The sequence below is a fragment of the Alphaproteobacteria bacterium HT1-32 genome (genome assembly GCA_009649675.1).
Taxonomy (GTDB): Bacteria; Pseudomonadota; Alphaproteobacteria; order Rhodospirillales; family HT1-32; genus HT1-32.
The window spans coordinates 629070-644479 of the sequence record WJPL01000002.1 but is presented as its reverse complement, the minus strand read 5'-3'; the positions used below and the strand labels follow the sequence as shown (position 1 = coordinate 644479).

Here is a 15410-nt window from a genome sequence, read left to right as displayed (position 1 = left end):
GGCTCACGCCTCTGGCAATGTAATCCCGCTTTCCTGAAGTTCAGCCGTCAGCGCAGCCCTGAGCTTCTCCAGGCCAGCTTCTGTCTCCGACTCACAACGTGCAACGAGAACATCCTGTGTATTGGACGCCCGCAGCAGCCACCAGCCATCTGCTGTCTTCAGGCGCACACCGTCAATGTCGTTCAGTTCCCCCTCACCGCGCGCAGCAACACGGTTCCGGACCTCGTCCACGACCGCAAACTTGCGTGACTCGTTGCAGGGGAAACGCATTTCCGGGGTATTGATCAGGGCCGGAAGATCGTCCCGCATGTCAGCCAGACTGCGGTCGGATGCCGCGAGAATGCGCAGCAGCCGGACGGCAGCGTATAGCGCATCGTCAAAGCCGTGATATTCATCTGCGAAGAAGATATGCCCGCTCATCTCACCCGCCAGCGGTGCACCGGTTTCTTTCATCATTTTCTTGATCAGCGAATGACCGGTCCGGCCCATCAGGGGCTTGCCGCCAAGGCGCGCAACCTCGTCAAAGAATACCTGACTGGTTTTGACATCCGCGATCACCGTCGCACCGGGAATGGTCTCCAGCACTTCCGTGGCCAGCACACACATCAACTGGTCGCCCCACAAAACCCGGCCTTCAGAATCGACAACGCCGATACGGTCTCCGTCCCCGTCAAAGCCGATACCGACATCAGCTCCCTGCTGTTTCACGGCCTGCTTGAGATCGACAAGGTTCTTCTCGACCGTCGGGTCGGGATGATGGTTTGGAAAGGTACCGTCAACGTCCGTAAACAGGCAGGTATGCGTTCCCGGAATCCGGGCTACCAGCGCCTCGGTTGCCGGTCCTGCAACACCATTACCAGCATCCCAGACGACCTTGAGAGGGCGGCCATCACGGTACGCACCTACCAGTGTTTCGACATAGCGATCAAACACCGGACGTTCTTCAACCGGTCCCGTCGCCGGGCGGGCAACATAGTCACGTGCCGACGCACCGAGGGTCTGAATATCCCCGGCAAAAAACGGCCCGCCCTTCAGCATCATCTTAAGGCCGTTATAATTCGGCGGATTATGTGATCCGGTGACCATGACACCGGCATCCGCGCCGAGTTCATATGTCGAGAAATACAACATCGGCGTCGGTCCCATACCGACATCGAAGACGGTCATTCCCGCCTCTGACAGCCCGGCAATCATACCGGCAGCAATATCCGGAGAGCTCAGCCGACCATCACGCCCAACAGCGACAGACGAGCCGCCTGCTGCCCGTACCCGGTCACCAAATGCACTGCCAAGCGCCCGGGCAACATCTGCATCCAGATTGTCGCCAATAATACCGCGAATATCATATTCGCGCAGGATAACCGGATCGATATGCATTCCCATGACGGATCAGCCTGCCTGGCCCGGTCGCCCGATGCTGGAATAGGTAAATCCAGCCTCAATCATATCTGATGGCTTGTAGACATTACGCAGGTCAACCATCACCGGTGATTTCAGCAGTGACTTCACCCGATCCAGATCAAGCGCCCGGAACTGGTTCCACTCTGTCACCAGAGCCACGGCGTCGGCATCAACCATCGTCGCATAGGCATCGTCACACCATTCGATATCCGGCAGCATCTTACGCGCTTCCTCCATCCCTTCCGGATCGTAAGCGGCGACCGTGGCACCGGCTTCGATCAGTGCCGGAATGATATCCAGGCTGGGGGAATCACGCATATCATCCGTGTTCGGTTTGAAGGTCACTCCCAGCACGGCAATCTTCTTGCCTTTCACCGACCCGTCACAGGCAGCAACGATACGGCCGGCCATGCTTTTCTTGCGCTTGTCATTGATGTCCACCACCGTCTCAACGATACGGAGCGGTGCCCCGGCATCCTGCGCCGTGCGCACCAGCGCCAGCGTATCTTTCGGAAAACAGGAGCCGCCATATCCCGGTCCAGGATGCAGGAACTTCTTGCCGATACGTCCGTCCAGACCGATGCCGCGAGCCACATCATGGACATTCGCGCCAACCTTCTCGCACAGATCGGCGACTTCATTGATGAAGGTGATCTTGGTCGCAAGAAACGTGTTCGCCGCATATTTGATCAGTTCAGAGGTCGTCCGTGACGTGAAAACGATGGGGGTTTCGATCAGGAACAGCGGTCGGTAAAGACGGCGCATGACCTCCTGTGCCGCCTCGGTTTCAGCACCGATCACCACCCGGTCCGGACGCATGAAATCTTCAATGGCCGAGCCTTCCCGCAGGAATTCAGGATTTGAAACCACATCGAATTTTGCATCGGGGCGGGCTTCCCGGATAATCCGCTCAACCTCTGTGCCCGTGCCGACCGGCACGGTCGACTTGGTGACGACAACCGTATAGTCCGTAATCGCTTCCGCAATTTCCGCTGCCGCCGCATAGACGTATGACAGGTCTGCATGACCATCGCCCCGGCGACTTGGTGTGCCAACCGCAATGAATACGGAATCAGCACCGGCAACCGCTTCCTTGAGGTCGGTTGTGAACGACAGGCGGCCCGCCTGCACGTTACGTTCAACCAGATCTTCCAGACCCGGTTCATAAATCGGCATCCGCCCCTGCTTGAGACCGGCAATCTTGTCTGCATCCTTGTCGACACAGACCACATTCACACCGAATTCAGAGAAACAGGCGCCTGACACCAGGCCAACATAGCCCGTTCCAATCATCGCTACACGCATGGGAGGATATCCTTACCGATTGATCTTGATCTGCTAGTTTTCGTCCGAGATTCGTTTGAGCATCGACAGCATCCGGTCGCGCATGTCATCGCGTTCCAGGGCAAAGGCAACCGTCGCCTCGACAAAGCCTATCCGGTTGCCGCAGTCGAACCGCGTACCATTGAAGCGAAATCCGTGAAACGGAATGCGGTCGATCGTGCGGGCCATGGCGTCGGTCAGCTGAATTTCACCGCCAGCGCCGGTTTCCTGACGTTCCAGCTCATCAAACACCGCCGGCTGCAGGATATAGCGTCCGATGATCGACAACGTGGAGGGCGCATCAGCCGGATCAGGCTTTTCCACCAGTCCATGTGCCGATGCCAGGCGGCCATCATCGCTATCAACATCGAGAATACCGTATTTGTTGGTGTCTTCCCGCGGAACGTCCTCCGCCGCAACGATATTGCCGCCAACTTCCTCGTAGGCGGCAACCATCTGCTTCAGACATCCGGGCTTTGCCAGAATAAGGTCATCGGCCAGCAGAACCGCAAACGGTTCGCGACCGACAAGGTCACGGGCACACCAGACGGCGTGACCAAGGCCAAGCGGCTCACGCTGACGCGTGTAGGACACGCATCCCGGTTCCGGCAGCCAGGCATTGATGATCTCCAACTCGCGGGTCTTGCCGCGCGCTGTCAGTATCTCCTGCAATTCCATACTGTAATCGAAATGATCTTCGATGGCCGACTTGCCGCGGCCCGTGACGAAAATGAACTGCTCAATCCCGGCTTCTGCGGCCTCTTCAACCGCATATTGAATCAGCGGCTTGTCGACGACCGGCATCATTTCTTTCGGCATCGCCTTTGTCGCGGGCAGGAACCGGGTCCCGAGACCCCCTACCGGAAAAACCGCTTTGCGTACCGGCTGGACCATCAACTCAACTCCATATTGATCGGGCATCTGGCAGAAGCGCCAGTGTGCAGTGCAATAACGTGCGGCGTTTTCTGCCACAGCCCCGACGATGTCGCAAGAATACGCCCAAAGCAGGGCACTGTCTGACCGTCAGAAATTGACATTCCGGACTAAAGACCAGAGAGCAGGAAGTCCTTCGCTTCATTTATTTTCGACGCCAGTTCGTTGCTCCCGCCCCGGTCCGGATGTGCTGTCTTCATCTGCTGTTTATGCGCATACCGGATTTCATCTGCGGTTGCCCCCCGCGCAAGCCCAAGGATTTCAAGTGCTTCAGCTTCGGTCATAACAGACCGGGCACCCCGGGAGCGGTCTGAGGAGCGCCGACTATTCTGATCTGTATCATCCGTTTCACGCCAGTCCGGATGATGCCGGTCCAGATAGGCTTCCAGCAGATCTCCGCTCTCCTCGTCTTCCTGCTCTATCTCACGCATCAGCGATATGAGGTCATCCAGCGTCAGATCACCCAGTGATTGCCCCGCGAGTCGCCCCTGCTTCACCTGCCCCGACATGGCACCGCTGTCATGATCCAGTTCCATCGCCAGCCAGTCAGTCTCGACAGTAGAGGTCTGTCCGGTACTGGCCTGACCTCCCCCTCCTCCCAACGAACCGGCACGGCGGTACATACCGATTCTGCGAAACAGGCTCATCAGGACGGGTAAATAGAGCGGTAGCGCGAACAACGCCTGGGCGAGCCGCCCTGAAATCAGCAGGAACAGCAGCAGAATGGTTCCGATCAGCGCCAGTGACCATTTTGCTGTACGCCAGATCTGTGCTGGCCTGGCGTTCGCGTACCAGTTCAGCAGCAGCACAAATGATACCAGCAGGCACAGGCCGAGAATAAGATAAGCGATCATTTTCTAGCCGCGACCGCCCATCTGATTACTGATCAGCCGGACAGCCTCCTTGCCGCCCCGGCCTGACAAATCAGCAAGGGCTTTCCGGCCACCGGCCGCAAAGGCCGCGACAGCGCCCAGCAATTCCCGCAACTGATCAACACTGCCGGAATCAAAACGCGACCAGGCCCCGCCGGACAACTTGGCCATTTGCCGGAAAGCGGTTTCCGCAATCGGGTCATGCCCTTCCTGAAACAGAAACAATGGCGTTCCTTTCAGGCCAAGTTGGCCCGCCAGATGGCAGAGCGTATCAATACTCTCCTCCATACAGTCGCCAATAAATACGATGGCATTTACCTTTTGTTCGCCTGTCGATCGCAGTCCGTGGCGCAATACACGCTCAATCTGGGTTCGTCCGCCAAGACAACGCACCCCGGTCATGCTGCGCAACAGTGAATCCGGGTCCGACACCCAGCTGCTGGCCTTGAATTCACCGAACCCGCGAAAGAAACAAAGCTGCACATCAAGCCCGCCAATATCCCGGGCAGCAGTAAACATTTCTGCCTGTGTATGCATCGCCTGATCCCAGGTCGGTTCACGACTGCCCGTTGCATCCAGCGCAAACACCAGCCGCCCCCGTTTTCCAGCTTTCACCGGCGCCGGTGTACGCGCCACCTTCTTCAGGAATGCCGAGACGTTGTTACCGCCCTGCTGTTTTCTATCGAGTTCTTTTGCCATCAAAGCCAACATAGGGCTGCCGGAACGCAGTATCCAGTTCAGACGCCAATTGATCTGACGAGATCACGCAGTTCCTGACGGGCAGCGATATGCGACATCGTGAAGCCGGAGCCCTCAACCCCGGTGTCCCGCAGATCACTCAGCGTCAGCCCCTGCGGGAATAACTCACGATAAATAACCCGCTCACCCAGACCCGCGATGGTTCGAAATCCGATACGCCGCGACAACTCCGTCAGCAAAGCCTCAATCCGACGCTTGTTCCGCGCATCAAGACTGGAGAGCCGGTTTCGCATGACAATCCAGTCCATCACTCCCTGACCACGCAGGGCACGACGTTTCTTGGCCTCGAAAACAGCTTCGGAATAATGACTGGGCTTCAGCACGATCTGATCAGCCTGCTGAACATTGGCCAGCACGTCGAGATCAAGAAAACTGTCATTGATCGGCGTGATCAGAATATCAGCCCATGAATGCGCTGCCCGGCTAAGCTCATTGTCTGCGCCCGGAGTATCGACAACAACGACATCTGCCGATCCGTATGTCTGCCTTAACGCTTCAGCAAACCGTTCATCATCATTACCCGCATCTTCCGGCGCCAGCCGTAAATGCCGGGGCATTGGCAGTTTCAGGCCACGCTTCTCACCAACTTCAGCGCGGTTTTGCAAATAACGGCTCAGGGTGCCCTGCCGGGCATCCAGATCGATACTGGCCACGCGTTTTCCACTGCGCAGATAAGCCACGACCAGATGCATCGAGGTGGTTGATTTACCGGTTCCACCTTTCTCGCTGCCGACGACAATAACTGTTGGCGTCATGCCTGTTCGGGCCTGATCCAGACTGCTGCATCATGAAACACAGCGCCACCTGCCGGCGGGCCGGGGTCCGCACCGATCAGCGCATTCACACCCAGTCCTTCAATATAATCAGCACAGGGCCAGATACTCGGCACGGCAACGACGCCCTGCTGCACACCTTCAAACTCTTTCACCCGGATCAGGATTGATCCCCGCTTGTTACCAACCCGCACAAGATCACCTGTCGTCACGCCCAGACTCTTGCAGTCATCCGGATGAATATGAATTTCCGGGCTGCCGCCTTCCTGCTTCCGGGATGTCGGTGTCTCGGTGAAACTGGAGTTCAGGAACTGGCGGGCCGGTGGGGTGAACATGCGGAACGGATGTTCATCTGTCGCCACCTCAATCCCGTCCCAGTGATCCGGCAGTTCTGGCAGTCCGTGATGATACGGCCCCCATTCCGGCCAGTTCGGACGGAAGTGGAATTTCGAATCCGCATGCTCGAAACCATTCAGGAAACGAACTTCATCCTGCGGCAACTGACAATCAATCCAGCGCATCTCCGTCAGGGCAGCCATATCCGGTTTGCCGGATGCAGCAAGCGTTGCCTCGATCAGTTCCTGCTCATCCATGAAGAAGGCCGGATAATCCGTTCCGAGACGCTGCCCGATACCATTCAGCACAGCATTGTTATTCCAGCATTCCTCCAGCGGCTCCACGACCTTTCGGCCGATCTGGAGATAAGTATGGCCACTGGCGATATACAGATCGTCATGTTCCAGAAAAGTTGTGGCCGGCAGCACAATGTCAGACATTTTCGCTGTCGCCGTCATGAACTGTTCATGGGTACAGACGAACAGGTCATTACGGGCAAACCCGGCATGTACATTGATCTGCTCGGGCGCCACTTCCATCGGGTTGGTGTTCTGGATAAACATCATGTCAACCGGCGGGCCATCACCGATATCCTGCTTGTCGCCCAGCAGGACCGGGCCGATACGCGACATATCCAGTGCACGTTTTGATGTATCAAGCCGATCCAGACCTTTCACCAGCGTCTGATCCAGACCATAGATCTCGGTCTGACCGTAAAGCGCACCGCCGCCAAACTTGTCCCACATGCCGCGCACGGTCGGCAGGCAGGAAACCGCATGCAGATTAATCGAACCGTTGCGTGAGCGGCTGAAACCATATCCGACACGAATAAAACTGCGCTCTGCCTGACCATAGGCCCGGGCGAAGTCTTCAATTTCCTCGGCAGACAATCCGGTAATACCCGCAGCCCATTCCGGCCCCCGCGACTGCAAATGAGCTTCGAGCTCAGCCGGAACATCAGCATGGCGCGCCATATAGTCACGGTCAGCATAGCCATCCCGGAACATCACATGCATCACCGCGCAGGCCAGTGCGCCATCCGTGCCCGGCCGCAGCTTCAGATGCACATCTGCGGCCTGTGCCGAGCCATTACGATGCGGGTCAATGACGTAAACTTTTGCCCCCCGCTCCTTTCGGGCGCGGGACATATGGGTCATCACCTGAACCTGGGTCGCCACCGGATTGGTTCCCCAGATGACCACCAGATCGGTATGGGCAATTTCCCGCGAATCCGTCCCCCGGCGCTTGCCGATGCCCGCTTTCCAGCCCGTGACACTCAGGGTCGTGCAGATCGTCGAATTTTGCCGCGAGAATCCGAACACGTTGCGCAGACGCTCAATACCGTCGCGCATCACCAGTCCCATGGTGCCCGCAAAATGATAGGGCCAGACAGCTTCCGCCCCATGACGCTGACGGGCCCTCTCCATCGCACCGACAACCTCGTCCAGCGCGTCATCCCAGGAAATCCGGCGAAACTCCCCGGAACCTTTTTCACCGACACGCTGCAGGGGATGGGTCAGCCGGTCCGGATGATGCTGGCGTTCCGCATATCGGGCGACTTTCGCACAGACGACGCCCGCCGTATAATCATTGTCCGCCGCCCCATGCACACGACCGATCGTCTTTTCATCGATCATCTCAATATCGAGCGCACAGGTGGACGGGCAGTCATGTGGACAGACGGAAGCCGCCGTTTCGCCAATATCTCGGGGCATAATCAACTCGCCTCAGAATGCATCAAAGGATGACTTTAATCGCAAGCCTGACCAGCGACAACAAGGCTGCATTTCTACGGCAGGTGATTTAACACAGCTTGCGGGTGAAATGCTCTGAAAACAAAGGCGAAGGTCAGATCATGCACCGCATCCTGCCAGACATCACCGGTACGGCGTTGCACACTGACATTTCCGACATCGCGCCCTTTTGCGATCTGTGTTGTATCAAGAGCAGAATTCTGCCCCGGCTCCCAGCGAATCAGCAGATCATCGCGACGTACTTGTCGCACCTCACGCAGCAGATCGAGACTCCATGCCTCGCCATCGACGATAACAACCCGCTTCAACGGGGCTATGCCTTTCGGTAGATCGCCATCATAGAGAAAGGGGCGGTGCGACGTATCATATCCAGCATATGGATTCGCACCATAATCCCTGAGTTCCGGATTTGCGGGGACCAGCACCCGGCCATCAGGAAACCGGTCGCGAAACCGGGCATAGGATTCAAACCGGGACGGCAACATGGCAAGCCGCTTGCCAGTCATCTGACCAACGATTCCCTCGCCAAGAAACTGTTGCCACCAGCTTTCTGTCTGGCGGTCATACATGACAAGATCGCTGTTTCGCAGTTTTCCCGTTGTCCCGAAATCAAGAACAGAACCGTCGAGATTACGATCAAACACGATACCGGAATTGCAGAGCGGGCAGTAGGTCACCGTGACCGGTTTGCCACCAACCACGTCATTGACAATCTCGTGCCAGATCATGACCTGCAGGGGATAGGCCCGGGCATCTCCGTTATGCTCGAATGTGATGACCGGTTCTCCATCCGCAAGGCCAGTGACCTCCCCGACCATCCTGAATTCCGGATGATCAATCGGCGGAATGCCATCTTTCGGCGGACCACCTGACAAAATTTCGCTGTACTGAACCGATGTTCTGGAAAAATCAGTTCGTGGCCATTCATCCTGCCATTGGCGGGGATCAGCATGAACCGGCAAGGTCAGACAGAAGAACACTATCAATACCGGCGACAATAATCTGTTCATCGCGAAGGCCCTTTCGCTCTGACGGTCTGAACCGCTGGCCGCAGGTTGATGAGAAATGGATTTTCCCATTGAAATCATTGACCTCACAACAAACGGGCAATAACGATTGCGTGACATACATCTTCCGGGGAATACCAGAATGGATCGAATTGACTGTGTCGTGATTGGAGCGGGTGTCGTCGGGCTTGCCTGTGCCCGTGCGCTGGCTCTGGCCGGGCGTGAAGTGGTGATTATCGAATCTGACGTCGCTATCGGCACCGGCACAAGCTCGCGAAACAGCGAGGTCATCCATGCGGGGCTGTACTATCCGAATGACAGTCTGCGTGCGCGGTTTTGCGTTGAAGGCAAACACAAGATGTATGCCTATTGCGCCGAACGCGGTATCCCCCACAAACGTATCAGCAAACTGATCGTCGCCCTCGACGATGCCCAGGCCGACGCCATGCTCGCCCTGAAGAAGAATGCCGAAGGCAACGGAGTAGATGACCTTCAAATGCTTACCGCTGATCAGGCAACAAAGATGGAGCCTGCACTCAGCTGCAAGGCAGCATTTCTGTCACCATCGACAGGCATCGTTGATAGTCATTCACTGATGCTGGCCCTGCAGGGCGAAGCCGAGGATCACGGTACCATGCTGGCCCTGAACAGTCCGGTAATCGGCGGGGAAATCCGTCCCGATGGCATTCTGCTGCGTACCGGCGGCGCGGAACCCATGGAACTGATGGCAAATACCGTGGTCAATGCTGCCGGTCTTTATGCGCAGCAGATTTCAGGTTCCATCGACGGTATTCCCGCTGACAGTATCCCCGCAATTCATTATGCCCGTGGCGTTTATTTCACTCTGACCGGACGGGCACCCTTCAAGCGGCTCATCTATCCGATGCCGGTTGCCGCCTGGCTGGGCGTTCACCTGACACTCGACATGGGTAATGAAGCCAAGTTCGGACCGGATATCGAATGGATTGATGATGTCGACTACACGGTCGATCCGAACCGGGTAAATGATTTCTATCCGTCCGTACGCCGCTGGTGGCCTGGCCTGCCGGATGGCGGCCTGCAGCCTGGATATGCCGGCGTGCGACCGAAACTCTATGCTCAGGGTGAGCCGGCGGCCGATTTCGTCATTCAGTGTGAGGACCATCACGGTATTTCCGGACTGATTAACCTATACGGTATCGAATCGCCGGGACTGACATCATCACTGGCTATCGGAGAATATGTTGCTGCACAGGCTGCGTGAAACATTCAGGAAAAATGCCCTCCCCGCGCTATTGGTTGCGGGCGGGCTTTGTCTTGTTCTCTCCACCGATACCCTTGCCCAGTCTACGGGCACTCCCGGCCTCAAGGAGCCGGTAGCCCCGAAGATATTGCCGGGCAAGCTGGAGGCGATACAGAACATAAATTTCCGGGAAGAACTCCGGTCCCTCCTGATCGACATTGCAGAACGGGGCCGGGAAGGTACCCGTCCCTTTTTCATCGTCGCCGAGGGCGGCGAGGAACTTCTCCTCCGGCAACCACCACCGGACCGGCCACGGGACGACAATGGCGTCCCGGTCGTCCCTTTGTTCGGCGACAAAACCATGCGCCCTGTTGACAGAATCATGCTCGACAATGTGCAGATTCATAAGGGCTACCAGCGCGCCATCGACGCCTTGTCCTTTGATGCCCTGTTTTACGGGTATGAGGAATCAGGCAGCCCGACACCGGAGAAGGTAACCAATCACCGGCTGCTGTTCGCGGACAAATACAAACAGATGCGCATCCCCGTCTGGACATCTGATCTGGTTGATACAGAGCAACAGGCTGAAGCCTTTTACAACCGGACAGAAGCCCTTGATATCATCGGCTTTGCGAACACTTCCGGCTCTGGTTTTTTTGATGCCATACCGGAATATCCGAGACGGATTCCGGATGCTAATGCAGCAAATATTGATTCGATATCGAAGGTAAAAAACTTCATCAAGATTACGGATTCCAGCGCCTTTGAATCAAAGGAACGGTTCGTCCAGGCCATGCAGGGAACCAACTATGACGCCATTGTCGTTGATGTGTTCCATGGTCGCGGAAATCCGCTGACAGCCGATGAAGTCGAATCGCTGAAATATAAACGCCTGGGTGCCACGCGTATCGTGCTGGCAAGGGTGGATGTCAGCCGGATATCTGATCAGGCTTATTTCTGGAAAGATGAGTGGTCAGATGCCCTGCCGCCCTGGGTTTTTGACAGCTCAAAGGACAACAGCTCTTTCCTTGATGTCATGTTCTGGTCGCCGGAGTGGCGCGAAATCCTTTTCGGACGCACAGATTCCTACATCGGCGGCATCTATCTGCTGGGATTTGACGGAATCTACCTGACAGGCCTCGATGCTTATGAGAAGTACGAAGATATTCTGTACCGCTTCCGCATCGCAAATCAGTAGGTCATGCTCGCCGTATTCTCGATCACCATACCGTTCTTTGCGGTCATCGGCTGCGGCTATGCGGCTGAGCGGTTCCGGATTCTGGGGGCTGCCAGCCGGGTCGGACTGAATAATTTCGTCTTCTATTTTGCCCTGCCAGTGCTGATTTTCGGGCTTATGGCACGGTCCAATATCACCGGGGCCATCGACCCGGCGTTCTTTGGCGCTTACCTGACCGCTTCATTCGGACTGTTCATTCCGGGACTGATCATCGGTCGCTGGATTTTCCGGCTACCGCCGGGCGCCGCCGGTGTTCAGTCACTCTCCGGCGTTTACGGCAATACCGGCTATGTCGGATTGCCACTGGCGATACTGGTTCTGGGAGATGCAGCCGGCCTGCCGGTCATCATAACCCTCACCATGGACATCGCCATCATGGCTCCGGTTGTAATGGCGATCATCGAAGCCGGACGGGCAGATGGTGCCGGGGTTGGTGCTGTCTTTGCCCGGACTGCCCGCACACTCGTCAAAAACCCGATTATCGGTGCGATTGTACTGGGAACACTGGTCTCTGTTTTCCAGATACCACTGCCGGAAATTCTTACCCGGTTCATCGATTTCCTCGGTTCTGCAGCAGGCCCCTGTGCCCTGTTTGCACTCGGCGCCAGTCTGGTCGGTAACCCGATTTCTTCGGGCATCGGTGAAGTTCTGTATATCTGTCTGATCAAGCTGATCATACATCCGCTGGTGCTGCTGTTCACGATGACGCAGATGTTCACCATTGATCCGGACTGGGTAAAAGCCGCAGTCCTCAGCGCCACAATGCCGGTCGCCGCGACGGTTTTCGTTCTGGCCCAGCAATTCGACACCTATGTCCGGCGCTGTTCCACCGCTGTCCTGATCTCGACCATCATTTCTGTCGCCACAGTCTCGCTGGCGCTGACCCTGCTGGAATAGACCTGCGTCAGAGGGCCAGACCGATACGTGTCCCGTCTTCAATTGCACGCTTTGCATCCAGTTCCGCGGCCAGCCTTGCGCCGCCGATAACATGAGTTTCAACGCCCGCATCCTGCAGCGGTGCCAGAAGTGAGATTTCCGATTCCTGTCCGGCACAGAGCACAACACTGTCAGCCGGTAGCAGTCGTGGCTCTCCCTCAACCAGAATATGCAATCCGTCATCATCGAATCGCAGATAGCTGACACCACCGATCTGCTGCACCCCTGCCCGGCGCAGTTCGTCGCGATGTACCCAGCCCGTCGTTTTGCCAAGAGTACGCCCGAAGGCCCCGGTTTTGCGTTGCAACAGCCAGACCGTCTCTGGCCGGGGTGCGACTTCATGAACCGGCTCAGTCAGGCCGCCAGGACGGGTAATCTCAGGATCAATGCCCCAATGCTGCTGAAAAGCGCGGACCTCGTGATGGGCTCCCGCATGCCGCCCCAGCAGATAAAGCGCGACATCGTGACCAATCCCCCCCGCTCCAATGATCGCAACCTTCTGCCCCGCCTCCCGGCCCGACAACAGATCGGCATAGGAGATCACTTCCGGTCTGTCGAAACCCGGCAGATCAACCTGACGCGGGGTTACGCCACTCGCCAACACCACAGCATCAAATTCGGTAAGGTCATGAGGTTCGGCCCGGCAATTGAGGCGCAACTGCCCGCCAGCCCGGCGAAAGCAGTCGAGATAATGACGAATTGTCTCGGTAAAAACCGCCTTCCCCGGAATTTCTCTGGCCAGCCGGAACTGCCCGCCGGGCTGGCTGTCCGCTTCAAACAAAGTCACCGCATGACCACGCTCCTGCGCCGCAGATGCAGCAGCCAGTCCGGCAACACCCGCACCGACAACCGCAATCCGGCGCACCGGACTTGCTGGCACTACGGTGAAATCTGCCTCCCGGGCCGCGGCCGGGTTGACCAGACAGGTTGCCGCCAGTCCGGTGAAATAATGATCCAGACAGGCCTGATTACAGGCAATGCAGATATTGATCTGATCCGGCCGCCCCTCCGCTGCCTTGGTGACAAACTCCGCGTCCGCCAGAAAGGGGCGCGCCATCATCACCAGATCACAGACACCATCGGCGATCAGCCTCTCTGCAACTTCGGGCCGGTTGATCCGGTTGGAGGCCGCGACCGGGATAGTCACAGCCCCTCGCATTGCCGCCGTCGCAAAGGCAAAGGCTGCATCCGGTGTGGCCTGTGCAATGGTCGGAATACGCGCTTCATGCCATCCGATACCCGTTGTCAGCAAATCAGCCCCCGCCGCCTCGACAGCCTGCGCGACAATCGCAATCTCCCGCCCTGTCAGGCCCCCTTTGACCAGATCCAGCGCCGACAGACGAAAAGCCATGAGAAAATCGTCTCCCGCAGCCTTCCGGACTGCCTGAACAATCTCGACAGCGAACCGCATCCGGTTCTCCAGCGGCCCGCCCCATTCGTCTTCACGCTGATTGGTGTGGGTGGCCAGAAACTGGCTGATCAGATAACCCTCTGACCCCATGACCTCGATCCCGTCATAGCCCGCCTCACGGGCCAGCATGGCGGAGCGGGCATAATCTCCAATGGTCTGCCAGATCTCCGCTGTGGCCAGTTCCTGCGGTGCTGCCCGGTTGATCGGGGACCGGACAGCTGAAGGGGCAACCGCGTTATCATGATAACTGTAGCGCCCGGCATGCAGGATCTGCAGCATGATACGGCCACCGGCATGGTGAACCGCATCGGTGATGACGCGATGTGCCGCAGCATCTTCCGCTGTGCTCATCTCCGCCCGGTGATCTTTCAGGTTTCCGGCTGCGTTCGGAGAAAAACCACCGGTTACGATCAGGCCCGCGGAAGCCCGCGCGGCATAAAACCGTGCCAGTTGTGTCATCGCCGCCTCGCCATAGCCTTCCAGCCCGGTATGCATCGACGACATGATGACCCGGTTCGGCAACCGCATACCGTTGATCTCAAGCGGCTCAAGCATTCGCGTGAAAAAAGTCGTCATCAGAAGCCTCTCCAAAACAGGCGGGCTGGTCTGCCCTCCAACGAAGACAAACCATTTTCAGACCCGGCTGCAAGCAGAGGAAGCATCAGATCATGACTGAGCGCAGTACCAATGCGCCGCTTCAGACCGACGGATAATCCACGCGGGTGAGGTAGAGACCATCAGCCGGTGCGGTTTCGCCGGCGGCTGCGCGGGCACGGGCGTCGAGGGCTGCGGTGACATCATCGGGGGTCCATTTCCCCTCGCCCACCTTGCGCAGTGTGCCAACCATGTTGCGGACCTGATGATGCAGGAAAGACCGGGCTTCCACGATACAGTGGATTTCCTCACCAGCCTGGCGAATTTCAAACCGGTCGATGGTTTTCAGCGGGGATTTTGCCTGACAATAAGTCGCCCTGAAGCTGGTGAAATCATGATCTCCGATCAGCCGGTCAGCCCCGGCCTGCATCAGTGCCGGATCGAGTTTACCCGGCAGCCACCAGACCCGTCCGGCCTCCAGTGCAGGTGCCGCCCGGCGATTCAGAATACGGTACAGATAGGCCCGGCCAATAGCGGAAAACCGGGCGTGAAAATCCGGCTCTGCAACGGCTGCGAACGTGACTGCAATGGGATGCGGTCGCAAATGTGCGTTCAGGGCAGCCTGCACCTTGTCCGGCTTGTCACCCCGCGCCAGATCAAGATGGGCAACCTGCCCGGTTGCATGAACGCCTGCATCCGTACGACCGGCCGAAAAGACGGTTATCTTCTCACCGGCATAGGCCAGCACCGCCTCTTCCAGTGCCTGCTGGACGGACATGCCATTGACCTGTCGCTGCCAGCCGACAAACGGGCCGCCGTCATATTCGACAATCAGACGATAACGCACGTCGT

At 57.4% G+C, this 15410-nt stretch carries 13 protein-coding genes; 3 read left to right on the top strand and 10 right to left on the bottom strand.

Features of this window, described 5'->3' with window-relative positions; translation table 11 throughout:
* Positions 1–3 precede the first annotated feature (3 nt).
* The 8 genes from GH722_14505 to GH722_14470 all read right to left on the bottom strand — a co-directional run bounded on the left by GH722_14505 (position 4) and on the right by GH722_14470 (position 9161).
* The gene (locus GH722_14505; GenBank protein ID MRG72977.1) at positions 4–1377 is read right to left on the bottom strand and encodes a phosphomannomutase; all 1374 of its coding nucleotides are present in this window, start codon (positions 1375–1377) and stop codon (positions 4–6) included.
* A 12-nt stretch (positions 1378–1389) separates the two neighbouring features.
* On the bottom strand, positions 1390–2706 hold the full coding sequence (locus tag GH722_14500) for a nucleotide sugar dehydrogenase (protein MRG72976.1): 1317 nt from the start codon (positions 2704–2706) through the stop codon (positions 1390–1392).
* A gap of 33 nt (positions 2707–2739) precedes the next feature.
* The gene (galU, locus tag GH722_14495) at positions 2740–3618 is read right to left on the bottom strand and encodes a UTP--glucose-1-phosphate uridylyltransferase GalU (protein ID MRG72975.1); all 879 of its coding nucleotides are present in this window, start codon (positions 3616–3618) and stop codon (positions 2740–2742) included.
* 149 nt (positions 3619–3767) lie between these two features.
* Entirely contained in the window at positions 3768–4511 is a 744-nt protein-coding gene (locus GH722_14490; protein MRG72974.1) for a molecular chaperone DnaJ, read from the bottom strand.
* 3 nt (positions 4512–4514) lie between these two features.
* On the bottom strand, positions 4515–5228 hold the full coding sequence (locus GH722_14485) for a VWA domain-containing protein (GenBank protein MRG72973.1): 714 nt from the start codon (positions 5226–5228) through the stop codon (positions 4515–4517).
* 38 nt (positions 5229–5266) lie between these two features.
* The gene (locus tag GH722_14480; GenBank protein ID MRG72972.1) at positions 5267–6043 is read right to left on the bottom strand and encodes an AAA family ATPase; all 777 of its coding nucleotides are present in this window, start codon (positions 6041–6043) and stop codon (positions 5267–5269) included.
* Entirely contained in the window at positions 6040–8112 is a 2073-nt protein-coding gene (locus tag GH722_14475) for a molybdopterin-dependent oxidoreductase (protein ID MRG72971.1), read from the bottom strand. The genes GH722_14480 and GH722_14475 overlap by 4 nt, the downstream gene beginning before the upstream one ends.
* Before the next feature lie 74 nt (positions 8113–8186).
* A complete protein-coding gene (locus GH722_14470; protein ID MRG72970.1) occupies positions 8187–9161 on the bottom strand; it encodes a DUF3179 domain-containing protein in 975 nt (324 codons plus the stop codon).
* Positions 9162–9300: 139 nt separating this feature from the next.
* Between GH722_14470 and GH722_14465 the strand changes: the two genes are divergently transcribed.
* The 3 genes from GH722_14465 to GH722_14455 are packed head-to-tail and all read left to right on the top strand — an operon-like array spanning position 9301 to position 12514.
* The gene (locus GH722_14465; protein ID MRG72969.1) at positions 9301–10401 is read left to right on the top strand and encodes an FAD-dependent oxidoreductase; all 1101 of its coding nucleotides are present in this window, start codon (positions 9301–9303) and stop codon (positions 10399–10401) included.
* Positions 10379–11578 (top strand): hypothetical protein, encoded by a 1200-nt coding sequence (locus GH722_14460; protein ID MRG72968.1) that lies wholly within the window; start codon positions 10379–10381, stop codon positions 11576–11578. Before GH722_14465 ends, GH722_14460 begins: the two co-directional genes overlap by 23 nt.
* 3 nt (positions 11579–11581) lie before the next feature.
* The gene (locus tag GH722_14455; protein MRG72967.1) at positions 11582–12514 is read left to right on the top strand and encodes a hypothetical protein; all 933 of its coding nucleotides are present in this window, start codon (positions 11582–11584) and stop codon (positions 12512–12514) included.
* Between the two features lie 7 nt (positions 12515–12521).
* On the opposite strand, the gene GH722_14450 is transcribed toward GH722_14455, so the two are convergent.
* The gene (locus tag GH722_14450) at positions 12522–14540 is read right to left on the bottom strand and encodes an FAD-dependent oxidoreductase (GenBank protein MRG72966.1); all 2019 of its coding nucleotides are present in this window, start codon (positions 14538–14540) and stop codon (positions 12522–12524) included.
* Between the two features lie 121 nt (positions 14541–14661).
* Positions 14662–15405 (bottom strand): tRNA pseudouridine(38-40) synthase TruA, encoded by a 744-nt coding sequence (truA, locus tag GH722_14445; GenBank protein MRG72965.1) that lies wholly within the window; start codon positions 15403–15405, stop codon positions 14662–14664.
* Between the last annotated feature and the right edge of the window lie 5 nt (positions 15406–15410).